The sequence below is a fragment of the Klenkia terrae genome (assembly GCF_900491935.1).
GTDB classification, from domain to species: domain Bacteria; phylum Actinomycetota; class Actinomycetes; order Mycobacteriales; family Geodermatophilaceae; genus Klenkia; species Klenkia terrae.
This window is the reverse complement of record NZ_UEXK01000004.1, coordinates 4,009,723-4,031,468: the sequence shown is the minus strand read 5'-3', so window position 1 is coordinate 4,031,468 and position 21,746 is coordinate 4,009,723. Positions and strand designations below refer to the sequence as shown.

Genomic DNA, 21,746 nt, shown 5'->3' with positions numbered 1-21,746 from the left:
GCGACGCGACCGCTGATCGACGCGGCTTGTTGTTTCAACTACTGCGGGCCCCCGGAGGCCTACCCACGGCGTACCGCCGGCCCGTTCGGATGTGAAAAAGAGACGGCCTCCCCGGGGCCCCGACCCGACCAGCTCCGCCGGCGGCGCGGCCGGGGCCGGCGCCGGACGGCGGGGCCGACGACCGGCGACCACCGCCCGGCCCAGCCGGACCGCCTGCACGACCGACAGGTGCGGCAGGTAGGCCCGGGAGACCGCCCGGGCGATCCGCGGCAGGTCGGCGGTGTCCAGGTGCACCAGCCACAGCGGCCGGTGCTGCGGCTGGAACTTCGCCTTGAACGACAGCAGCGAGCGGAACCCGTACACCGGCTCCATCAACCGGCCGGTGGCCTCCAGCAGCCGCGCCAGGGCGTCGTCCTCGGCGCTGCCGCCGGGGAAGGCCAGCGGGGCGCCGGACAGGCTGACGAACTCCGCCCCCTCCTCCTGGAAGGTCAGCGCCGCGGTGCCCACCAGGAACTCCATCGTGCCGGGCGGGCAGCCGGGGCTGCGGCGCATGAGGTCCAGCGTCCAGCCCACCCGGACGCCGTCCCGGTTGGCCGGCAGCCAGCTGGTGACGCCGTGCACCCGGCCGTCGGCGCCGACCGCCAGCAGGCACCGGACGGCGGGGTCGGCCGCCTCGTCGAGGCCGCCCAGGGTGAAGCCCATCTCGGGCAGCCCCTTGCCGGCCAGCCACTCCTCCGAGGACCGGGCCACCTGCTCGCGCAGCGCCAGCGGCGCCTCCGACCAGCGCACCCAGACCGCCTGCACGCCGTCCCGCGCGGCCCGGTTGACCGCCGTCCGGACGTCCTGCCACTTCTTGCCGGTGAAGGCCAGCCCGCCCAGCGGCAGCCAGGTCTCGCTGGCCACCTGCACCCGGCGGGCGCCGGGCAGCGCCTGGACGACCCCGTCGGTGACGGAGTACCAGCACGGCGTCCAGCCCCGGCCCAGGCACCAGGCGGTGAACTCCGGCACCGCCCGCGCCCGGGCGTCCGGCGGGCCCACCGGGTCGCCGGTCGTGAGCGCGACCCCGCCGACCACCCGGAAGGCGACCACGGCCTGCCCGTCCTCGCTGAACCACCAGCGGTTGCCCACCCAGGTGGTCATGAACGACAGCGCGCCGTCGCCGTGCCGGTCGACCAGGGCGCGGGCCCGGGCGGCGTCCCCGCTGGGCACGGCCGGCCGGACGACGACCCACGCCGACCCCACCAGGACCGCCCAGCAAGCCACCCCGGTCCAGTTCGCCAGCACCCGGGCCGCGCCGCGGAGCGGGGCCAGGCTGGGCAGCACCTCGCCCAGCCACCCCGGCGGGAGCATCCGGGCCGGCAGGTCCAGCAGCAGCCGGCCCACGGTCGGCGGCGTCGCCCACTCCCCGCGCAGCAGCACCCCGGCCCCCAGGTACGCCAGCACCACCACACCCAGCCCGCCGCCGGCCAGCGCCGCCCAGCGACGGGCGGTGCCCGGCGCCGCGGGCACCGGGAAGCGGCTCCGGGTGAGCAGCAGCAGCACCAGCACCGCCGCCGGGGCGGCCAGCGGGGCCCACACGGCCACCACCGGCAGGCCGCCCCGAGGGGTGCCCAGCGCGGTCAGGGCAGCGTCCGGGTCGCGCAGCACCGCGGTGACCACGGCCCCGCCGACGGCGGCGAGCACCGCGGAGAACACCACCGCACCGACCCAGGCCGCCCGCCGTCCGCGGCGCAGCCCCTCGGCGAGCACCAGCTGCACCAGCGCCGGCAGCGCCGACAGCAGGGCCGGGCCCAGGCCGGCCAGGTGCGAGCGGCCGGTCAGCACCCGGCAGTCGGCGAGCTCGCGGGCGGTGCCGCAGACCTGGCGCAGCGTGCCGGCGTCGGGCGCACCGGAGACGAACAGGTGAGAGACCACCGACCACGGGCCGTTCGAGCTGCGGGCCAGCGCGGCGACCAGCGGACCGACGGCGGACGCGGCCACCACCAGGGCGACCAGCGCGCGGGACTCCCGCCGGCTGACCGGGCCGCGCTCGACCCGTCCGCCGCGGCGGCGCAGCAACAGCTCGCCGGCCAGCAGGCCGACGCCCCACCCGGCCAGCCGGTGCACGTCGCCGCCGGTGCCGCCGTAGAGCACCAGCATGGTCAGCCCGACCCCGAGGACGACCCGGACCCGGCGGCGCACCAGCGGGGTGGCCCGGGCCGAGGCGGCCGCCACCGCGGCGAGGACGCCGGGCAGCGGGCCGACCACCAGCGCGCCGGCCAGGTGCACCCCCCAGCGGTCCCCGGTGGCGGCCAGCAGCGCGGAGACCCCCGAACCGACCAGCCCGGCGCCGACCTGGCCGAGCACCAGCGCCGTCGCCGTCCACCGGGTGCCCCAGCGGTGCTCGACCGGGCCGAGCAGGCCGGCGACCAGCAGCAGCGCGACCAGGGTGCCGGCCGGCGTCGCCACGGTCAGCCCGGCGGTGAGCAGCGTCCACCAGCGGCCCTCCCCCAGCGCGCGCGCCCCGGTGCCCAGCGCCGCCCCGGTGCCCAGCGCGGCGCCCGCGACCAGCACCACCAGCAGGGCCGCGGTGAGCGGCACCCGGCGCAGCGCGGCGGCCGCCCGGCGCACCCGCGCGCTCATGCCGGCAGCCCCAGCCGCTGGGCCAGCCACGGCAGGGCGCCCTCGAGACCGGGCCCCCAGACGTCCCAGGAGTGCCCGCCGGGCAGCTCGGTGGTGACCACGGACGCACCGGCCCCCTCCAGCGCGGCGGCGACCTCCTCGGTCTGCGGCCGGTAGTCGTCGTCGTCCTTGCCGACCACCAGGTAGGCGGCCAGGTCCGGGTACTGCCGGGCGGCGAGCAGGTGCAGCGGGTCGACCGCGTCCAGGGCGGCCTGGTCGCCGGGGAACGAGGCCTGCAGCGTGTCCGCGGCGCTGCCCAGGGTGGGGGCCCGCTGCCCGGAGGCGTCCAGCAGCGTCGGGAACAGGTCCGGGTGGTTGGTGGCCAGCTGGAGGGCGCAGGTGCCTCCGTAGGAGAAGCCGCCGACGGCCCAGTGCGCGTGGTCGGCGTCGACCTGCAGGTGCTGGGTGATCCAGGTCGGCACGTCCTGGGCCAGGTAGGTGTCGGCCTTGCCCAGCGCGGAGTCCAGGCACAGCGGGTTGCTGCCCTCGCCGCCCAGGTCGTCGGGCATGACCACCACCGGCGCCAGGCCGTGGTGCGCGGCCGCCCACGCGTCCAGCCGGTGGGCCAGCTGGCCGCCGTCGATCCAGTCCCGCGGGCTGCCCGGCTGCCCGCCCAGCAGCACCAGCACCGGCAGGGCCGGCCGGTCGGAGCTGAGGTAGGCCGGCGGCAGGTAGACCCAGGCCGGGCGGGCCGGGAAGCCCGAGGCGGTGGCCGGGATGTCCACCTGGGTGAGGGCGCCGGTGTCGGGCATCCCGGCCGGCGGCGTCCAGTCGGCCAGGCTCGCCGTCGACACGGCGTCCTCGGTCAGCACCTCCCCGGCGTCGACCTGGTCGTAGGGCGGCAGCTGCAGGGCCGCGGCGACCGTGGGGAAGGGCTGGTAGACCACGTTGACGTTGTTGGCCGCACCGAGCAGCACGCCGACCAGCGCCAGCACCGTGAGCCCCCGCCGCCACCAGCGCAGCCGGGGCCAGCCGGCCACGGCCAGCGTGATCCCGAGCAGGCCCAGGCCGATCCACAGCGGCACCACCCACGGCAACCCGTCCGGGAAGGGCTTGGTCACGACCAGCGCGAGCTGGGCCAGGCCGACCAGCACCAGGGCGGCGAGCACGGCGACCGGGACCCGGCGGGTGAACCAGCGCCGGTCCCGGTGGGTGACCAGCAGCGCCGCCAGCCCGACGAACAGGACGACGACGAGGGTGACGTAGAGGCCCCCGGAGACCAGGTGCAGTCCGACGAACCAACGCCACAGGTGGCTGAGCACGATGTCCTCCTCGATCGACAGCAGCACCGTCCAGGTGCGGGCTGCGGGGACCCGGGAGATCAGCTGTGAGCCGGCTGCACACCACCGGGACGGGGCACCGGGGGCAGGTCCACAGCCGGGGCGGAGCTGGTTGCCAGCCACCGGCCGCACGATCCACAGCCGTGACCCTGCTGCACGCCCCGGCCCCCGCCCCGGCCGCTCCCGACGCGGCCGGCCCGCGCCGCCGTCCGCGTCCGGACCAGGTGGCCCTGGCCGCGCTGCTCGCCGGGACGACGGCGCTGTACACCGTGGCGCTGCCCCGGTCCGGCTGGGGCAACGCCTTCTACGCGGGGGCCGCGCAGGCCGGTGCCTCGAGCTGGTCGGCCTGGTTCTTCGGCGCCTCGGACGCCCCGGGCTCGGTCACCGTGGACAAGCCCCCGGCCGCGCTGTGGGTGATGGGCCTGTCGGTCCGGCTGCTCGGCCTGTCCAGCTGGTCGGTGCTGCTGCCGCAGGCGCTGATGGGGGTGCTGGCGGTCGCGGTGCTGGCGGCGACGGGGCGCCGCGGGCTGGGCCCCTGGGCGGGCGTGCTGGCGGGGACGCTGCTGGCCGTCACCCCGGTGGCGACGCTGATGTTCCGCTACGACAACCCCGATGCGCTGCTCACCCTGCTGTGCGTGCTGGCCGCGTGGGCGGTGGGCCGGGCGGTCGAGGACGGCCGCACCCGCTGGCTGGTGCTGGCCGGCGCGTTCGTCGGCCTGGCCTTCCTGACCAAGTCGCTGCAGGCGTTCCTGGTGCTGCCGGGCCTGGCCGGGGCCTACCTGGTCGCCGGGCCGCCCCGGCTGCGGCGCCGGGTCGGCCAGCTGGTGGCGGCCGGGGCCGCGCTGGTCGTCGCGGCCGGCTGGTGGGTGCTGGCCGTCGCCCTGGTGCCGCGCGCCGACCGGCCGTGGGTGGGCAGCACCACCGACGACAGCCCGCTGAGCCTGGCGTTCGGCTACAACGGGCTGGGCCGGCTGGACGGGGACGAGACCGCCGGCGGTGGCGGGCTGCACCAGAGCTCGTCGAGCATCTGGCGGCTGCTGGGGTCCGGCGGCGACGAGGCGGGCTGGTACCTGCCGCTGGCGGCCGCCGCGCTGGTCGCCGGGCTGCTGCTGACCGCGCGCGCGGCCCGGACCGACCGGGTGCGCGGTGCCCTGCTGCTGTGGGGCGGCTGGCTGGGGGTCACCGCCGGCGTCCTCAGCGTGATGAAGGGCATCGAGCACAGCTACTACGCCGTCCAGCTGGCCCCGGCCGCCGCCGCCCTGGTCGCCGTCGGCAGCACCCAGCTGTGGCGCGCCGGCACCGGCGGCCGCCGGGTGCTGGCCGCCGGCCTGGTCGCCGCCGCGGCGTGGGCCGGGGCGGTGGTGCTGACGCACTGGCACCACCCCGGTGCCGCCCTGGTCCTCGGCGGCGTCCTGCTGGTGCTGGTCGCGGGCGCCCTGCTGGCCCTGCGCCGCGGTGCCCGGACGGCGTTCGCGGCCGCCGCGGTGCTCGCCGTCGTCCTGGGGCCGCTGCTGTGGTCGGTGGGCACGGCGTCGGCGGTCCACCAGAGCAGCAACGTCTTCGCCACCCCTCCCCCGCTGACCGCGGGCGGCTGGCACGGCGGGCGCCCGGACGGGCCCGGGGTCACCCAGGCCGCGGTGCAGCTGCTGCGGGACGGCGCGGCCGGCTACACCTGGGCGGCGGCGACCACCGGGCACCACGGCGCCGCGGTGCAGCTGGCGGCCGGCGTCCCGGTGATGGACATCGGCGGCTTCTCCGGCCAGGACCCGACGCTGACCCTGCCGGGGTTCGAGGCCGACGTCGCCGCGCACCGGATCCACTACTACGTGGCCGGCACCGGCGGCGGTCCCGACGCCTCGCGGATCCTGCAGTGGGTCAAGGCGCACGGGACGCCGGTCCCGGCCGGCGACACCGACCTGTACGACCTGTCGCCGCTGGCCGGTGGCCAGGCGTCGGGCTAGTCGGCCGCCGGCTCCAGCAGCGCGACGCACTCCACGTGCGCGGTCATGGGGAAGGCGTCGTAGGCCCGCAGGCCGGTCAGCCGCCAGCCGGCCTCGGCGAACACCGCGACGTCGCGGGCCAGCGAGGCCGGGTCGCAGGCCACGTAGACCACGGCGCGGGCCCGGGTGTCGGCCAGCACGGCGCTGACCTCACGGCCGGCACCGGACCGGGGCGGGTCGAGCACCACGACGTCGGGCGGGCCGTCGAGCTCGGCCAGCAGGTCGGTGAGGCCCTCGGCGTCCACGTCGCCCTGCCAGACCTCGGCCTGCGGCAGGTCCGACAGGTTGTCCGAGGCGGCGGCGCAAGCACCGGCGTCGGACTCCACGCAGATCACCTGGCCGTCGGGACCGACCCCGGGGGCCAGCGAGCCGCCGAACAGCCCCGCGCCGGCGTACAGGTCCAGCACCCGCTCGCCGGGCCGGACGCCGGCGAACCCGGCGACCGCCCCAACCAGCGCGCCCGCGGCCGCGGGGTGGCCCTGCCAGAAGCCGGTGCCCTCGCCCTGCCAGTCCCGGTGCCAGGCCTTCCGCTCGGCCCGCGAGCCGGTGGCCGCCGACGACGCGGCCCCGGTGGGCCGGACGACGCGGGTGGACTGCGGGTGCCCGCGGCGGTCCAGGGTCGTGGTGGTCACCCCGCCCACCGAGTCGACGGCCACGTCGACGGCGCCCGCGCCGTCCCACCGCCGGCCCAGCACGGCCTCGACGGCCGGCTCGACGGTGATCGGGCAGTCGTCGAGGACGACGACCTCGCGGGAGCGGTGCGGCCGCAGCCCGGGGCGGCCGGTGCGGTCGACGGCGAACCGCGCCCGGGAGCGCCAGCGCAGCGGCCCGCCGGGCAGCTCCTCGACGTCCAGGGACACGTCCATGCCGGCCAGCCGGGCGAACTGCTCGGTGACCACGTCGCCCTTGAGCCGCCGCTGGGCCTCGGGTGCCACGTGCTGCCAGTCGCAACCGCCGCACTTCCCGGGGCCGGAGTAGGGGCAGGGCCGCTCGACCCGGTCCGGGGAGGCGTCGAGCACCTCGACGGCGTCCGCGCGGCAGTAGCCGGGGTGCCGGTCCTCGGTGACGGCGACGACCACCCGCTCGCCGGGCAGCGCGTGCCGGACGAAGACCACCCGGCCCTCGTGCCGGGCGACGCAGTGCCCACCGTGCGCGACCGGCCCGACGGTGACCTCGAAGCGGTCCCCCAGCCAGGTCGGGGCGTCGGGCCGGTCAGCCACGCGGTCCGTCCGCCGGGTTGTCCGCGAACCCCCGGCGCAGGTCGCCCGGGGCAACCCCGCCGTCCAGGCGCCGCAGGTCCTCCTCGCGGTCGCGGGAGCCCTCCAGCTGCCAGGGCACGGTGGTGATCATGACGCCGGGCTGGAACTGCAACCGGGCGCGCAGCCGCAGCGCGCTCTGGTTGTGCAGCACGTTCTCGAACCAGTGCCCGACCACGTACTGCGGGATGAAGACGACGACCAGCTCGCGCGGGCTGTCCCGACGGATGTCCTTGACGAAGTCCAGGACCGGCCGGGTGATCTCCCGGTACGGCGAGTCCAGGACCGTCAGCGGCACCGGGATGTCGTAGCGCTCCCAGTCCGCCTGCAGCGCCCGGGTGTCGGCCTCGTCCACGTTGACCGTGAGCGCCGTCAGCTGGTCCGGGCGGGTGGCCCGGGCGAACGCCAGCGCCCGCAGCGTGGGCTTGTGCACCTTGTTCACCAGCACGACCGCGTGCACCTTCGAGGGCAGCGTCCGGGAGTCACCGCTGGGCACCAGCTGGTCGGCGACCTGGCTGTAGTGCCGGTTGATCTGACGCATCAGCAGGTAGATGAACGGCATCGCGACGATGACGATCCAGGCGCCGCGGGTGAACTTCGTGAGCACGATGATCACCAGCACGATCGTGGTGATCGTGCCGCCGAGGGTGTTGATGACCTGGGCCCGCCGCATCCGGGAGCGCTCGGCGCCCTCGACGGTCTTCATCTCCCGGTTCCAGTGCCGGACCATGCCCCACTGGCCGATCGAGAAGCTGGTGAACACCCCGACGATGTAGAGCTGGATCAGCCGGGTGGAGTCGGCCTGGAAGGCCACGATCATCACCACGGCGAAGCCGGACAGCAGCAGGATGCCGTTGCTGTAGACCAGCTTGTCCCCGCGGGTGTGCAGCTGCTTGGGCATGAACCGGTCCTGGGCGAGCACCGAGCCCAGCAGCGGGAAGCCGTTGAAGGCGGTGTTGGCGGCCAGGATGAGCACCAGCGCGGTGGCCGCCTGGATGTAGAAGAACCCGACCGAGGTGTCGCCGCCGAACACGGCGCTGGCGACCTGGGCGATGACCGTGCGCTGCGGTTCGGTCTCGCAGTCGGTGAAGCCCTCCAGGTCGCAGGGGAACTCGGCGTACTTGACCCCGGCGAACAGCGCGAGCGCGGTGACGCCGGCGAACATGGCGGCCGCGATCCCGCCCATCAGCGCCAGCGTGGTGGCCGCGTTCTTCGACTTCGGCGGCCGGAAGGCCGGCACCCCGTTGGCGATGGCCTCCACCCCGGTCAGCGCGGTGCAGCCCGACGCGAAGGCGCGCAGCACGAAGAACAGCAGGGCGACGCCGGCCAGGTTGTCGTAGCCGGGCTCGGGCGTGATCGTGTACGACGCGCTCTCGGCGACCAGCGAGGCGTCGGTGAAGAAGTACTTGACGAGACCGGTGACGACCATCACCAGGATGCCGGCCACGAACAGGTACGTGGGGACGGCGAAGCTCTTGCCCGACTCCCGCAGCCCGCGCAGGTTCGCCGCGGCCAGGAACGCCACCAGCGCGACGGCGATGAGCACGCGGTGCTCCGCCAGCGCCGGGAACGCCGAGATGATGTTGTCGGTGCCCGAGCTGACCGACACCGCGACGGTCATCACGTAGTCGGTCAGCAGCGCGCTGGCCACCACCAGCGAGGCGAACCGGCCGTGGTTCTTGGCCGCCACCTCGTAGTCCCCGCCGCCGGAGGGGTAGGCGTGCACCACCTGGCGGTAGGACAGCACCACCACGACCAGCAGGACGACGACGGCGACGGCCAGCCACGGGGCCAGGAACAGGAACGCCGTCCCGGCCAGGGTCAGCACGATGAGGATCTCCTGGGTGGCGTAGGCCACCGAGGAGAGCGGGTCGCTGGCGAAGATCGGCAGCGCCAGGCGCTTGGGGAGCAGCGACTCCCCCGCCTTGTCGCTGCGGACCGGACGGCCGAGGACGAGGCGTTTGGGGAGTTGCCCGAGGTCGGACAGGGTGGGCACGCGGCGATGGTACGGACGGTGCATGTGCACGCGGCCCCGCCCGTGTCATGTCGCCGGTGTAGCTTCGCGCGCTGTACGGCCCGGCGGTCCGCGCCGGCCGGCAGGACCTGCGGGGAGTGCACGTGCACGTGGTCGTCATGGGCTGCGGCCGCGTCGGTTCGGCCATCGCGCGGCGGCTGGAGGAGATCGGGCACAGCGTCGCGGTCATCGACCAGAACGCCGAGGCCTTCCGCCGGCTGGGTCCCGAGTTCAACGGCCGCCAGGTCACCGGGCTGGGGTTCGACCGCCAGACGCTGCTGGACGCCGGCATCGACTCCGCCGGCGCCTTCGCCGCGGTGAGCAGCGGCGACAACTCCAACATCATCAGCGCCCGGGTCGCCCGGGAGACCTTCGGCGTCGAGCACGTCGTCGCCCGGATCTACGACTCCAAGCGGGCCGAGGTCTACGAGCGGATGGGCATCCCCAGCGTCGCCACCGTGCCGTGGACGGTCAGCCGGCTCATGCGCGAGCTGCTCAGCGTCAAGGTCACCGAGATCTGGCGCGAGCCCACCGGCAAGGTGCTGCTCATGCGGGTCACCGTCACCGACGGCTGGGTGGGCCGGCCGCTGGCGGACCTGGAGAAGGCCTCGGGCGCCCGCGCGGCGTGGCTGGTGCGCTTCGGCGAGGCCCAGCTGCCGCGGCCCAGCACCGTGCTGCAGACCGGGGACCACCTGGTGGTGGCCGCCACCGACGAGATCGCCGTCGCCGTGCACGACGCGGTGGAGAACGCACCCGTGGGAGGGCAGCACTGATGCGCGTGGCCATCGTGGGCGCCGGCGCCGTCGGCCGCTCCATCGCCGGGGAGCTGCTGGGCAACGGCCACGCCGTCATGCTCATCGAGAAGAACGCGGCCAAGGTGCGCGCCAAGGCCGTGCCCGGCGCCGAGTGGGTGCAGGCCGACGCGTGCGAGGTGACCGCCCTGGAGGAGGCCGACCTGGCCACCTGCGACGTGGTGATCGCCGCGACCGGTGACGACAAGGCCAACCTGGTCGTCTCGCTGCTGGCCAAGACCGAGTTCGCGGTGAACCGGGTGGTCGCCCGGGTCAAGGACCCGCGCAACGAGTGGCTCTACACCGACGCCTGGGGGGTCGACGTCGCCGTGTCCACGCCCCGGGTGCTCGCCGCCCTGGTCGAGGAGGCCGTCACCGTCGGCGACGTCGTCCGGCTGATGAGCTTCCGCAAGGGCGCCGCCAACCTGACCGAGATCACCCTGGCCGAGGACACCCCGTGGGTGGGCCGGCCGCTGCGCGACGTGCCGCTGCCCCGGGAGACCGTGCTGACCGCCATCCTGCGCGGCGAGCGGGTCATCACCCCGACCCCCGACGAGCCCCTCGAGGCCGGCGACGAGCTGCTGTTCATCATGCACGGGGACGTCGAGGAGGACCTCCAGGAGGTCCTCTCCGGGAAGCGCTCCTAGGGCGTCTCGGCGGCGCGGTGGCGGTGCAGGCGGGCGACCGCCCACAGCGTGACCACCAGCGCCGCCCCGGTCACCGGCAGACCCAGGACCAGCGACGAGGTGCCCAGCAGGGCCACCTCGTCGCGCCAGTACAGGAACCCCTGCACCACGGCGCGCACCACGAAGGTGGCCGCCCACAGCAGGGTCAGCCAGGTGTAGACCCGCATGACCCGCCGGTCGGTGCGCCAGTGCCGCTCGGGTGCGGCGTCGGGCTGCTTCTCCACCGGCGCGTCGTCCTGCGCACGGTCCTCGGCACGCACCTCGGCCACCCGCTCGCGGGCGCGGGACCGCAGCGAGCCCTTGAGGCTGTGGCCGACCATGGAGCCCAGGTGGCTCGGGGCCAGGAACTCCGCGGCCACGCCGACCAGCGGCCAGCGCACCAACGCCGAGCCCAGCAGCACCACGCCGAGGCCGGCGTTGCGGATCAGGCCGACCACGAAGAAGTCGCGGGCCTCCCCCGACGCCCGTGCGATGGCCACCGCGATGGCCACGCCGATCAGCCCGCTGAAGGCCTGCTGCAGGCTCTCCTTGCGCAGCAGCCGCAGGGCGAAGACCAGCAGGGCCGTGCCCAGCGCGGCCCAGATGCCGACGGTGAGCCCGCCGAAGCCGTTGGCCACCACGAAGGCGATGGTCGGCAGCGACACGTCGACCATGCCGCGCCAGCCCCCGAGGGAGTCCAGCACCAGGTCGCGGTCGAACGCCGTGGGCTTGCGCCCGGCGGGACGGGTCACCCGGCGCCCAGCTCGTACCAGGGGTTGTAGATGACCTTGCGGCCCTCGAAGGAGGCGAACCGGCCGCGGGCGGTGAGGGTGCGGCCGGGCTCGATGCCCGGGATGCGCCGGCGTCCCAGCCAGACCAGCGTCACCGAGCCGGAGCCGTCGAACAGCTCGGCCTCCAGCGTGGGGACGGTCTCGCGGGGGGTGTAGACGACCGACCGGAGCCGGCCGGTCACCGCGACGACCTTGCCCTTCTGGCAGCTGCCGACCGGCTCGCAGCCGGCGCTGGCGACGTCGGACTGCAGTTCCTGCGCGTCGATCGTCGCGTCGTCGGCGGTCAGCTTGGCCAGCGTCTTGGACAGCCAGCCCTTGGGACGTGTCTCGGTCACGACCCCAGCGTAGGACCGTTGCGGTCCTTCGCCGCGGCCTGCTGGGCGGCGACCTGCTGGGCGGCCTGGGCCGGCAGCGTCATCGGCAGCTGCTCGCGCACCGGCATCGGCTCGGCGCCCCGGGCCACCACGATGCTGCGGAAGGCCGACTCCAGCGCCGCCCCGGCCTCGGGGCTCTCGGCCGCGGGACCGCTGATCATGCCGCGCAGGAACCACCGCGGGCCGTCGACGCCGACGAACCGGGCGGCCCGGCGGACCGGAGGGGCGGGCGTGGTCTGCCCCGGCTGCGGCGGCGGGCGGGCCGTGATGAACCCGGCGGGCTCGGTCCCGAAGGTGCCCTCGCGCTCGGACAGCGAGCCGCCCTGGCCGCTGGCGCTGGTCGCCAGGTCGCCCCGCACGCTCTCCCAGATGCCGCCGGCCCGCGGTGCGGCGAACGCCGACACCTGCAGCAGGGAGTCCCCGGCGCGCAGGCTCGCCCCGATCACCTTCTGCTGGGCGTTGACGTCGACCCGCAGCTCCATGCCGGGGACGGCGGGGATGCGCAGCGACCCCAGGTCGACCCGGGGCACGCCGTCCTCGGGCGCGTCGGCGGCGTCCCAGGGGCCGGTGGTCTCCTCGCGGTCCCGCTCGCGGACCTGCGGCTCGGGCGGGACGCCCCGCTCCCGCACGCTGCGCTCGATCCGGTTGCGCCGTCGTCCGAACGGCATCTCAGGCCTGCCCCTCTGTCGTGGTGGTGGTCGGCCCGTCGGGGCCGTGCCCACCGGTGGATCCGTGCCCCGCGGTGCCGCGGGTGCTGGCGGGCAGGTCGGCCACCGGGGCGAAGACCACCTGCACGACCGGCTGCACGACCAGCTGGGCCACCCGGTCGCCGCGGCGGAGCCGGATGGTCGTCACCGGGTCGGTGTTCACCAGGTTGACCTTGATCTCGCCGCGGTAGCCCGCGTCGATGGTGCCCGGGGCGTTGACCATGCCCAGGCCGAGCCGGTGGGCCAGCCCGGAGCGGGGGTGCACGAACCCGGCATACCCCTCCGGGATCGCCACCGCCACCCCGGTGCCGACCAGCGCCCGCTGGTGCGGGGCCAGCTCGACGTCCTCGGTGACCACGAGGTCAGCACCGGCGTCCCCGGGCAGCGCGTACGCGGGGAGGACGGCGCCCTGCGCCAGGGTGACCGGGATCTCCAGCGGGTTCGGCACGGGGCGAGGCTAGCCCCGGCCGGGGGCGCGGAGACCGGTGGCACGGAGGTCGGCGAGCACGGCCTCGGCGAGCTGGCCGGTGGCCTTGCGGTTGCTGCGCGCGGCGAGACCGGCGCCCAGCAGCAGCGGCGCGGCCGAGGACACGTTGCGGGCCAGCCGGCGGGTCACCCGGCGGCGCAGCGCGTTGACCCCGGCGCTGCCCAGGGTGGCGATCAGCCCGCCGCCGCCGGGACCGGACTCCACGGCGCGCTGCCGGGTCCAGCTGGTCAGGTAGGCACCGGCCCGGGCCCGGGCGTCGCCCTCGGCGGGCCGGCCGTACAGCTCGTGCAGCTCGCCGATGAGGACCACCTCGACGGCGGCCACCAGCACCGTCTCGGCCCCGAGCTCCAGCGGCAGCGCGACCATCGACGGCGGGGCGAACCACTGCGCGGCGGTCAGCCCGCCGGTGGCCGCACCGATGCCCGCGGTGATTCGGGCGTACCGGGTGACCAGGGCGTCGGCGATCGCGGCCTCGTCCTGCCCGGGGTGGGCGGCCCGCAGGCGGGCGCCGTCCCGGATCGGCAGCCGGGGGGCCGCGGCGTGCAGCAGGTCGGTGAGCACCGTGCCCGGGTGCCAGCCCGAGCCCGAGCCCGAGGCCTTGCCCGTCTCGTCGGTGCCACCGGCGCCGCGGGCCGCGGTGCCGACGGCGGTGACGACGTCCCGGAGCACTGCCCCGGCCCGGCCGCCCTTGCCCGCCGGCTCCTCGCCGTCGGGCCGGTCACCCAGCAACCCGCCCACCGCGTCGGCCACCGACCGCGCGGCCCGCGCCAGCGGTCCGGTGGTCGGCTCCGGCTCGACGGGGCGGGGCGGCGGGACGTCCCGCGGCGGCAGGGTCACCTCAGGCGCAGTCGCGGCAGATCAGCCGGTCGCCCTTGGTGCTGGCCAGCCGGCTGCGGTGGTGGACCAGGAAGCAGCTGGAGCAGGTGAACTCGTCCTCCTGCTTCGGCAGCACCCGGACGGTGAGCTCCTCGTTGGACAGGTCCGCCCCGGGCAGCTCGAGCGCCTCGTTGAAGTCGGTCTCGTCGACGTCGACGGACGAGGACTGCGCCTCGGCCCGTCGTGCCTTGAGCTCCTCCAGCGAGTCCTCGCCGAGCTCGTCGGACTCGTTGCGTCGTGGGGCGTCGTAGTCGGTGGCCATGGTGTGCCCCTCTTCCTTCGTCGTCCGGGCCCTCGGCCCGGGGTGCTGTGTGCCGCCGTCCCGGCCACCGTGGTCTGGGGCCGTCCTGGACGGGTCCCTGCGGTCGGTGCCGCGGGGACTCCGGCAGGGCCCCCAACGTGGCGGACCCCGGGTTTGTGCCCGGACCGGCGACCGTCACACACCGCGGCCGGACCGAACCGGTGAGTGCTGCCGCACAGCCCTGGCGCAGGGGTGTCCGGGGCAGGGGCGGCAGAGGTTACCCTGCGCCGATGACCGCCACCGTGGGTGCTGATCCAGGGGTCGTCGGCCCCTACCTGGCCACCGTCCTCGACGACGACCGGTGGCGCGAGGTGGACGTCGACCTCATCGCCGCGGGCATGTCCAACCTGACCTACGTGGTGACCCCCCGGGGCGGCCGGCCCGAGGACGCGGTGATCCTCCGCCGACCGCCGACCGGGGCCGTGCTGGCCACCGCGCACGACATGGTCCGCGAGCACAAGGTGATCAGCGGCCTGGCCGGGACGCCGGTCCCGGTGCCGCGCACCCTGCACCTGTGCACCGACGAGGCGGTGCTGGGCGCCCCCTTCTACGTGATGGAGCGGGTGGTCGGCGTGCACGTGGTCGACGAGCTGCCCGCCGGCTACGCCGACACCGAGGCCGAGCGCCGGGCGCTGGGCGACGGGCTGGTCGACGTCCTCGCCGACCTGCACACCGTGGACGCCGCCGCGGTGGGCCTGGGCGACTTCGGCCGGCCCGAGGGCTTCCTGGCCCGCCAGGTGCGCCGCTGGACCACGCAGTGGGAGGCGACCCGGGACACCGACCGGCCCGGCCTGGACGCCCTCGCCGCCCGGCTGGCGGCGACGGTGCCGACCACCGCGCGCAGCGGCATCGTGCACGGGGACTACCGGATGGACAACTGCCTGCTGGACCCCGACGTCCCGGGTCGGGTGCGCGCGGTCCTGGACTGGGAGATGTCCACCCTCGGCGACCCGCTGACCGACCTGGGCATGCTCTTCGTCTACTGGCCCGAGGCCGGCGAGGAGCGCGGCGTGGCCCTGTCGGCGGTCACCGCGCTGCCGGGCTTCCCCACGCGGGCGCAGGTCGCGCAGCGGTACGCCGAGCGCACCGGCACCGACCTGGGCGACCTGTCCTGGTACGTCGGGTTCGCCTACTTCAAGTTCGCCGCGATCCTGGCCGGCATCGTCGCCCGGTCGGCCGCCGGAGCGATGGCCGGCAAGGACAGCACCGGCTACGCGGACAAGATCGGTCCGTGCGTCGAGCTGGGACGCGCCGCGCTCGAGGACGGTGCGGTCTGACCCCGGCGACCGCCACTAGGATCCCGGCTGCCCCCGTCCCTCCCCGAGTGGAGCGCAGTTGAGCGAGACCAGCGACCGGCGACCGCCGCGCACCAAGCGGGACCGACGGCCGATGATCCCGGTGATCCTGCTGCTGGTGCTGGCCCTGGCCGCGCTCGGCGTGTGGTGGAACGTCTTCCGGGACGCCGAGGCCATGGCCCAGGACACCGCGGCCGCCTGCAGCACCGCCGCGGAGGCACCGCCGTCGCTGGACCCGACCACCGTCGAGCTCCGGGTGCTCAACGCCACCGACACCGCGGGGCTGGCCCAGACGGTGGCCACCACGCTGCAGTCGCGCGGGTTCGTGGTCACCGAGATCGCCAACGACCCGACCGGCCGCGAGGTCACCGGGGTGGGCGAGCTCCGGTTCGGCGCCCGGGGGGCCTCCACGGCCAACTACGTCGGGCTGTACCTGCCCGGGGCCACGGACTACCCGGACACCCGCACCACCGCGGTCGTCGACGTCGTGATCGGCCCGGAGTACGCCGACCTGGCCACCCAGGACCAGGTCGCCGCAGCCCTCGGCGCCGAGGTGAGCGCCTCCGCCGCCTGCTAGGCCTCCTGCTCGTGCGCCGAGCGGACCAGGTCCAGGAACGGCCCGGCCACCGACGGCGCCGCGGCCAGCACCAATGGGTCACCGGCCCCGAAGCCGGTGAGCACCTCGACCTGCAGGCCCGCCTCGGCGGCCACCAGGTCGGCGGCCAGGTGGTCCCAGGGCTTGAGGTCCAGCTGGAAGTAGGCGTCCACCCGGCCCGCGGCGGCCAGGCAGATCTCCACCGCCGCGGAGCCCCAGCGCCGCACGTCCCGGACCTCGGGCAGCACCCGGGCCAGCACCCGACCCTGCCGGGCGCGGATGTCCCGGTCGTAGGCGAACCCGGTGGCCACCAGGGTGTGCTCCAGGTCCACCGGCGCCGAGCAGCGCAGCTCGGTCCGGACGCCGTCGCGCAGCACCCAGGCACCACCGCCGCGCACGGCGGCGAAGGTCTCCCCGGTGGGGACGTCGGCGACCACGCCCACCTCGACGACGCCGTCCACCTCGGCGGCGATGCAGACGGCGTAGGAGCCCAGCCCGTAGAGGAAGTTCACGGTGCCGTCGATCGGGTCCACCACCCAGCGCACCCCGCTGGTGCCGGTCCGGGAGGCGCCCTCCTCGCCGAGCACGCCGTCGTCCGGGCGGGCACCGAGCAGCCGGTCGACCACCAGCCGCTCGCTGGCCTTGTCCACGGCGGTCACCACGTCGACGGCGGTGGTCTTGCTCTGCACGTCGTCGGCGGCCCCGGCCGCGCCGGCGGCGACCAGCGCGGCCGCCTCCCCGGCGGTGGCGAGGGCGAGGGCCAGCAGCTCGTCGACGAGGGACGCGGGGGCACCGGGTGCGGGGGTGGCGGTCACCCGGGTGATCCTGCCGGTGCCGCTGCGGACACCGACCGCATACCCTGCCCGCGTGCAGGGCTTCGGAGTGGACGTCGGCGGCAGCGGCATCAAGGGATGCCTGGTGGACCTCGATCGGGGTGAGCTCATCGGGGAACGGGTCCGGATCCCCACCCCGCAGCCGGCGTTGCCGGACGCGGTGTGCGACGTGATCGGCGAGGTCGTCGGCCAGTTCGGCTACGAGGGACGGGTCGGGGTGACCTACCCCGGCGTCATGAAGAGCGGCGTGGCCTACACCGCCGCCAACATGGACGCCTCGTGGATCGGCACCGACATGGCCGCCTCGGTCGAGAGCCGGATCCCCGGCACCGTGCAGACCCTCAACGACGCCGACGCCGCGGGCCTCGCCGAGATGGCCTACGGCGCCGGCAAGGGCCAGCGCGGCCTGGTGCTGATGCTGACCTTCGGCACCGGCATCGGCAGCGCGCTGTTCATCGACGGCCACCTGGTGCCCAACACCGAGCTGGGCCACATCGAGGTCGACGGCAAGGACGGCGAGAAGGCCGCCTCGGCCGCCGCCCGCGAGCGCGAGGACCTCTCCTACCCCGACTGGGCCAAGCGGGTCGACCGGTACCTGGACACCCTCGAGCGGGGCATCTGGCCCGACCTGATCGTGGTCGGCGGCGGGGTCAGCAAGAAGGCGCACAAGTGGGTGCCGCTGCTGTCCACCCGCACCCGGGTGGTGCCGGCCGAGCTGCTCAACGACGCCGGCATCGTGGGTGCCGCACTGGCCGCCGAGCAGCGCATCGGGCAGTAGCCGGCGCACCGCCCCGCTTCCGGGGCGGTGCCGTGCCGGATACCCGGGGAGCCGGGGGTGACCGTCGCTACACTGACGGCGCTCCCCTCCGCCACCGGCCCGGGGGACGCGACGCTGCACGGGAAGGAACTCGAGTGCCCGCTGTCAAGCCCACCGCCGAGGTCGCCGAGGCCGGCGCCCGCACCCCCGCGCCCCGCACCGCCGCGGGCAAGCGCCCCACCCGGAGCAAGCCGACCANGCACCAGCCCACCGCCGAGCAGCAGCCGGCCGACGAGCCCCCCGCACCCGAGACCGCGGCCCTGCCCCCCGTCGACGACACCTGGACCGCCGACGAGACCCGCGTCGACGACCTGCCCCACGACGACCGCGCCGAGCCCGTGGCGGCACCCGCCGCAGACACCCACCTCGGCGCCACGGAGCAGCCCACCCGCAGCCGCTGGCGCCGTCCCGCCGTCCTGGTGCCCGCCGGGCTGCTGCTGGTGCTGGGCGTCGCCTACGGCGCCGACCTGCTGGTGGCCGGCGACGACGTCCCCCGCAACACCGTGGTGGCCGGCGTGGACATCGGGGGCCTGTCCCCCAGCGCCGCCGCCACCGAGCTGTCCGACCAGCTCGCCCCGCGGGTCACCGCCGACCACGTGCTGGTCGCCGACGACGTCCAGGGCGTGCTGTCCCCCGCGACCGCCGGCATCACCCTGGACGTCGACGGCACCGTGCAGGCCGCCTCCGGGCAGCCGCTGAACCCGTGGACCCGGCTGGTGTCGCTGTTCGGCGAGCGCGAGGTCGAACCGGTCATCACCGGCGACGAGACCGCGCTGACCGCCCAGCTCGACGCGTTCGCCGAGACCGTCGACCGCGCCCCCGCCGATGCCGGCATCGCCGTCGAGGGCACCACCGCCACCGTCGTCCCCCCGGTGACCGGCCGCCAGCTCGACCGCACGGCCGCCGCCGACGCCGTGACCGAGGCCCTGGCGTCCGGCGGGGACCCGGAGACCCCGATCGAGCTGCCGGTCGACACCGTCGACGTCCAGGTGGACGAGGCGGCCGCCCAGCAGGCGCTGGACGACGTGGTCACCCCGGCGCTGGCCGCCCCGGTCACCGTGACCGGGGACGACGGCACGACCGCCGAGCTGGACCCCGAGGGCATCGCCGGCGCGCTGGTGTTCGCCGCCGGCGACGGCGGCGCCCTGGACGTCAGCCTGGACCCGGGCGCGCTGCAGACCGCGCTCGGCGACCAGCTCGGCGACTTCGGCACCCCCGCCGAGGACGCCCGGTTCGAGGTCTCCGGCGACGCCATCGCCGTCGTCCCCTCCGTGGACGGCACCGGCGTCGACCCGAACGCGCTCGCCGCGTCCCTGCTGCCGGTGCTCCAGCAGCCGGCGCCCCGCGAGGTCACCGCCAGCCTGGGCGCCGTGCCGGCGGACTTCACCACCGACGAGGCGAACGCGCTGGGGATCGTGGAGCAGGTCAGCTCGTTCACCACGAACTTCACCAGCGGTGCCAGCGGCACCAACATCCGCGTGGTGGCCGAGTTCGTCGACGGCGCCGTCGTGCTCCCCGGCGAGACGTTCAGCCTCAACGGCTACACCGGTCCGCGCGGCGAGGCCGAGGGCTACGTGCCGGCCGGTGTGATCAACAACGGCGAGTTCACCCAGGCCGTGGGCGGCGGCATCAGCCAGTTCGCCACCACGATGTTCAACGCGGTCTTCTTCGCCGGCCTCGAGGACGTCTACCACAAGCCGCACAGCTACTACATCAGCCGCTACCCGGCCGGCCGCGAGGCCACCGTCTACTACGACTCGATCGACCTGCAGTGGCGCAACGACAGCCCGACCGGGATCTACGTGCAGACCGAGTGGGTGGCCGGCGGGTCGATCACGGTGACCTTCTGGGGCACCAAGCGCTACGAGATCGAGTCGGTCAGCAGCGACCGGTACAACGTCCGGACGCCGGTCGTGCAGGAGAAGCCCGACGACGGCAGCTGCAACCCGCAGGGCGGCGCCAACGGCTTCGACATCACCGTCACCCGCATCTTCGAGGACCCGGTCAGCGGCGCCCAGATCAGCACCGAGGACTTCCAGACCCGCTACGCGGCCGAGCCGGTGATCCGCTGCGTGCCGGTGGAGGCGCCGGCACCGTCGGGCACCGCGCCGGGCGCCCCGGCCCAGCCGACCGGTCGCCGTCCGTCCCGGGTGGGTCGGCCCTGGCGAGCCGCCTGACCCGTTCGGGTGGGCGTGTCGACACGCCGGGCCCGGCGCTCCTGCACACTGGCCGGGTGGCGACCGTCCTGCCCTCGGGCTCCCCGGCACCGGCCGGTGACCTGACAGGGGACGGCGGGGCCTCCGGCGACGACGACCCGACCAGGGACGACGAACCCGCCGGCCCCGCGGGCACCGCTGTCCCGGTGGCCGACGACGACCCCGCCCGGGACGTCGACCCGCCCGAGCCGCACCGCGGCTGGCGCCCCGGCCAGGTCGTGGCCCGGCTGCCCACCGTGCTGCGGGTGCCCCTGCAGGTGCTCGGCCGGACCCTGGCCAAGGCGTGGCAGGACCGCATCCTCGGGCTGTCGGCCGAGGCGTCGTTCTGGCAGGTGCTGTCGGTCCCGCCGCTGCTGATCGGGTTGCTGGGGTCGCTGGGGTACCTGGGCTCGTTCATCGGGCAGGAGTCGGTCACCGAGATCGAGGACCGGCTCGTGCAGCTGGCCTCGGAGGGCCTGACCGACACCGTCGTCCAGACGCTGGTGCAGCCCACCCTGACCGACATCCTTGGCTCCGGGCGGCTGGACGTGGTCAGCCTGGGTTTCCTGCTGTCGCTGTGGGCTGGGTCCTCGGCTACCGCGACGTTCATGAACACCACGGTGATCGCCTACGACCAGCGCGACGTGCGCGGCCCGATCCGCACCCGGCTGATGGCGCTGGGCCTGTTCGTGGTGGCGCTGGTGATCGCGGTGCTGTCGCTGCCCCTGCTGGTGCTGGGCCGCACGTCCCTGGTCGCGCTGCTGCCCGAAGGCATCCAGGGCACCGCGACCGTGCTGGTCAACGCCGTCTACTGGCCGCTGGTGCTGGTCATGCTGGTCCTGGCGCTGACGAGCTTCTACCACGTGACGCTGCCCCGCCGGCTGCCGTGGCTGCGGCACCTGCTGGGTGCGGCCTTCGCGGCGGCGTTCTTCCTGACCGCGGCGCTGCTGCTGCGCTCCTACGTGGCCGACGTGCTCACCACCGCGCTGCCCTACGGTGCGCTGGCCGCCCCGATCGCCGCCCTGCTGTTCTGCTTCTTCCTGGGCATGGCGATCCTGCTGGGCGCCGAGCTCAACGCCACCGTCGAGGCCCGCTGGCCGGCCGCGCAGCGCCGGCACGACCGCCGCCGTCGCCGCCGCCGCGCCGCCAAGATCGAGCTCGAGGCCCGCAAGCTCGGGCTGCGCTAGCTCACTTCTTCAGCTGGGCGTAGACCTCTTTGCAGGGCTCGCAGACCGGGCTGCCCGGCTTGGGGCTCTTGGTCACCGGGAAGACCTCGCCGCACAGGGCCTCGACCATCGTGCCCATGACGGCGCTCTCGGCGATCTGGTTCTTCTTGACGTAGTGGAAGACCTCCGGCGGCTGCGAGGTGGTGTCTTCGCGGACGTCCGGGCGTTCCAGGGTCTCGGTGCTCACGCCTCCGAGTCTATGACCCGCCCGCTGCCGGCCCGGCTCTCCAGGATGCGGTCCGGGGCGGGCACCTGGTACCGGTTGACGGCGAGCTTCTTCTTCGGCGGCCGGTCGTTGGCCATGACCACGGCGACCCACGGCAGCACGGTGCCCAGGACGGCGAACACGGCCATCAGCCAGATGGTCTGGTAGAACGCCGCAGCCAGCAGCAGGCTGACCATGCGGATCAGCATGGTCACCACGTAGCGCTTCTTCCGCGCGGCGTGCTGGTCGCCGAGGCTGGGTTGCGCCTCGGTGATCAGCACCGGCTCGTTGCGGGGGGATGGCTCCCGGCTCGACGTCACCCCCGCCATGGTGCCACCGTCTGGGCAGCGGGGGGCGGTCGTGGACGGAAATACCGT

Annotated in this window: 21 protein-coding genes; 8 read left to right on the top strand and 13 right to left on the bottom strand. The window is 75.4% G+C overall.

From position 1 onward, the window contains the following. Window positions 1–2,622: bifunctional lysylphosphatidylglycerol flippase/synthetase MprF (locus tag LFA75_RS20055; protein ID WP_225235355.1), on the bottom strand; the 2,622-nt coding region annotated here is incomplete at its 3' end. Beyond that, the gene (locus tag LFA75_RS20050; protein WP_225235354.1) at window positions 2,619–3,950 is read right to left on the bottom strand and encodes an alpha/beta hydrolase; all 1,332 of its coding nucleotides are present in this window, start codon (window positions 3,948–3,950) and stop codon (window positions 2,619–2,621) included. The genes LFA75_RS20050 and LFA75_RS20055, both read right to left, overlap by 4 nt. 134 nt (window positions 3,951–4,084) lie before the next feature. Between LFA75_RS20050 and LFA75_RS20045 the strand changes: the two genes are divergently transcribed. After that, on the top strand, window positions 4,085–5,902 hold the full coding sequence (locus LFA75_RS20045) for a glycosyltransferase family 39 protein (RefSeq protein WP_225235353.1): 1,818 nt from the start codon (window positions 4,085–4,087) through the stop codon (window positions 5,900–5,902). On the opposite strand, the gene LFA75_RS20040 is transcribed toward LFA75_RS20045, so the two are convergent. Together LFA75_RS20040 and LFA75_RS20035 are read right to left on the bottom strand one after the other, a co-directional pair. Beyond that, the gene (locus tag LFA75_RS20040; RefSeq protein ID WP_225235352.1) at window positions 5,899–7,161 is read right to left on the bottom strand and encodes a class I SAM-dependent RNA methyltransferase; all 1,263 of its coding nucleotides are present in this window, start codon (window positions 7,159–7,161) and stop codon (window positions 5,899–5,901) included. The two genes, LFA75_RS20045 and LFA75_RS20040, sit on opposite strands and share 4 nt — an antisense overlap. Beyond that, a complete protein-coding gene (locus LFA75_RS20035; protein ID WP_225235351.1) occupies window positions 7,154–9,193 on the bottom strand; it encodes an APC family permease in 2,040 nt (679 codons plus the stop codon). Before LFA75_RS20035 ends, LFA75_RS20040 begins: the two co-directional genes overlap by 8 nt. 122 nt (window positions 9,194–9,315) lie before the next feature. On the opposite strand from LFA75_RS20035, the gene LFA75_RS20030 reads away from it, so the two are divergent. After that, a complete protein-coding gene (locus LFA75_RS20030) occupies window positions 9,316–9,984 on the top strand; it encodes a potassium channel family protein (protein ID WP_225235350.1) in 669 nt (222 codons plus the stop codon). Then, complete coding sequence (locus tag LFA75_RS20025) at window positions 9,984–10,649, top strand: potassium channel family protein (RefSeq protein WP_225235349.1); 666 nt, start codon at window positions 9,984–9,986, stop codon at window positions 10,647–10,649. Before LFA75_RS20030 ends, LFA75_RS20025 begins: the two co-directional genes overlap by 1 nt. Here LFA75_RS20025 and LFA75_RS20020 read toward each other — a convergent pair. From LFA75_RS20020 to LFA75_RS19995, 6 genes are read right to left on the bottom strand one after another with little or no spacing between them, the layout of a single operon-like run. Then, window positions 10,646–11,419 (bottom strand): DUF3159 domain-containing protein, encoded by a 774-nt coding sequence (locus LFA75_RS20020; RefSeq protein WP_225235348.1) that lies wholly within the window; start codon window positions 11,417–11,419, stop codon window positions 10,646–10,648. The two genes, LFA75_RS20025 and LFA75_RS20020, sit on opposite strands and share 4 nt — an antisense overlap. Continuing rightward, the gene (locus tag LFA75_RS20015; protein ID WP_225235347.1) at window positions 11,416–11,793 is read right to left on the bottom strand and encodes an OB-fold nucleic acid binding domain-containing protein; all 378 of its coding nucleotides are present in this window, start codon (window positions 11,791–11,793) and stop codon (window positions 11,416–11,418) included. The genes LFA75_RS20020 and LFA75_RS20015 overlap by 4 nt, the downstream gene beginning before the upstream one ends. Beyond that, on the bottom strand, window positions 11,790–12,500 hold the full coding sequence (locus LFA75_RS20010) for a DUF3710 domain-containing protein (protein WP_225235346.1): 711 nt from the start codon (window positions 12,498–12,500) through the stop codon (window positions 11,790–11,792). Before LFA75_RS20010 ends, LFA75_RS20015 begins: the two co-directional genes overlap by 4 nt. Before the next feature lies 1 nt (window position 12,501). Further along, window positions 12,502–12,987 carry a dUTP diphosphatase gene (gene dut / locus LFA75_RS20005; protein WP_225235345.1) on the bottom strand — a complete coding sequence of 162 codons (486 nt, stop codon included), beginning with the start codon at window positions 12,985–12,987 and terminating at the stop codon, window positions 12,502–12,504. Between the two features lie 9 nt (window positions 12,988–12,996). After that, on the bottom strand, window positions 12,997–13,863 hold the full coding sequence (locus tag LFA75_RS20000; protein WP_225235344.1) for a hypothetical protein: 867 nt from the start codon (window positions 13,861–13,863) through the stop codon (window positions 12,997–12,999). A gap of 1 nt (window position 13,864) precedes the next feature. Continuing rightward, window positions 13,865–14,164 (bottom strand): DUF4193 domain-containing protein, encoded by a 300-nt coding sequence (locus LFA75_RS19995; protein WP_225235343.1) that lies wholly within the window; start codon window positions 14,162–14,164, stop codon window positions 13,865–13,867. Between the two features lie 269 nt (window positions 14,165–14,433). Here LFA75_RS19995 and LFA75_RS19990 point away from each other — a divergent pair, with 269 nt between their 5' ends. Together LFA75_RS19990 and LFA75_RS19985 are read left to right on the top strand one after the other, a co-directional pair. Continuing rightward, window positions 14,434–15,480, top strand: coding sequence for a phosphotransferase family protein (locus tag LFA75_RS19990; RefSeq protein WP_225235342.1), 1,047 nt, complete (start codon window positions 14,434–14,436; stop codon window positions 15,478–15,480). 58 nt (window positions 15,481–15,538) lie between these two features. After that, window positions 15,539–16,075 (top strand): LytR C-terminal domain-containing protein, encoded by a 537-nt coding sequence (locus LFA75_RS19985; protein WP_225235341.1) that lies wholly within the window; start codon window positions 15,539–15,541, stop codon window positions 16,073–16,075. Here the strand turns inward: LFA75_RS19985 and LFA75_RS19980 are convergent. Further along, window positions 16,072–16,908, bottom strand: coding sequence for an inositol monophosphatase family protein (locus LFA75_RS19980; protein WP_263639395.1), 837 nt, complete (start codon window positions 16,906–16,908; stop codon window positions 16,072–16,074). The genes LFA75_RS19985 and LFA75_RS19980 overlap by 4 nt on opposite strands. Before the next feature lie 52 nt (window positions 16,909–16,960). On the opposite strand from LFA75_RS19980, the gene ppgK reads away from it, so the two are divergent. The 3 genes from ppgK to LFA75_RS19960 all read left to right on the top strand — a co-directional run bounded on the left by ppgK (window position 16,961) and on the right by LFA75_RS19960 (window position 21,125). After that, complete coding sequence (ppgK, locus tag LFA75_RS19970) at window positions 16,961–17,704, top strand: polyphosphate--glucose phosphotransferase (RefSeq protein ID WP_225235340.1); 744 nt, start codon at window positions 16,961–16,963, stop codon at window positions 17,702–17,704. Then, window positions 17,596–19,920: a VanW family protein gene (locus LFA75_RS19965; RefSeq protein ID WP_455428464.1), complete on the top strand. Its 2,325-nt coding sequence runs from the start codon at window positions 17,596–17,598 to the stop codon at window positions 19,918–19,920. Before ppgK ends, LFA75_RS19965 begins: the two co-directional genes overlap by 109 nt. Before the next feature lie 56 nt (window positions 19,921–19,976). Then, the gene (locus LFA75_RS19960; protein WP_225235339.1) at window positions 19,977–21,125 is read left to right on the top strand and encodes a YihY/virulence factor BrkB family protein; all 1,149 of its coding nucleotides are present in this window, start codon (window positions 19,977–19,979) and stop codon (window positions 21,123–21,125) included. A 1-nt stretch (window position 21,126) separates the two neighbouring features. Here LFA75_RS19960 and LFA75_RS19955 read toward each other — a convergent pair whose 3' ends face one another. Together LFA75_RS19955 and LFA75_RS19950 are read right to left on the bottom strand one after the other, a co-directional pair. Further along, entirely contained in the window at window positions 21,127–21,351 is a 225-nt protein-coding gene (locus LFA75_RS19955) for a DUF3039 domain-containing protein (protein ID WP_091249592.1), read from the bottom strand. Beyond that, window positions 21,348–21,689, bottom strand: coding sequence for a DUF3099 domain-containing protein (locus LFA75_RS19950; protein ID WP_225235338.1), 342 nt, complete (start codon window positions 21,687–21,689; stop codon window positions 21,348–21,350). Before LFA75_RS19950 ends, LFA75_RS19955 begins: the two co-directional genes overlap by 4 nt. Window positions 21,690–21,746: the final 57 nt, after the last annotated feature.

Excerpts from the sequence above, each read along its gene's own strand:
- LFA75_RS19990 (WP_225235342.1), top strand. The coding sequence starts at position 14,434 with ATGACCGCCACCGTGGGTGCTGATCCAGGGGTCGTCGGCCCCTACCTG.
- LFA75_RS20010 (WP_225235346.1), bottom strand. The coding sequence starts at position 12,500 with ATGCCGTTCGGACGACGGCGCAACCGGATCGAGCGCAGCGTGCGGGAG.
- LFA75_RS19995 (WP_225235343.1), bottom strand. The coding sequence starts at position 14,164 with ATGGCCACCGACTACGACGCCCCACGACGCAACGAGTCCGACGAGCTC.
- LFA75_RS20025 (WP_225235349.1), top strand. The coding sequence starts at position 9,984 with ATGCGCGTGGCCATCGTGGGCGCCGGCGCCGTCGGCCGCTCCATCGCC.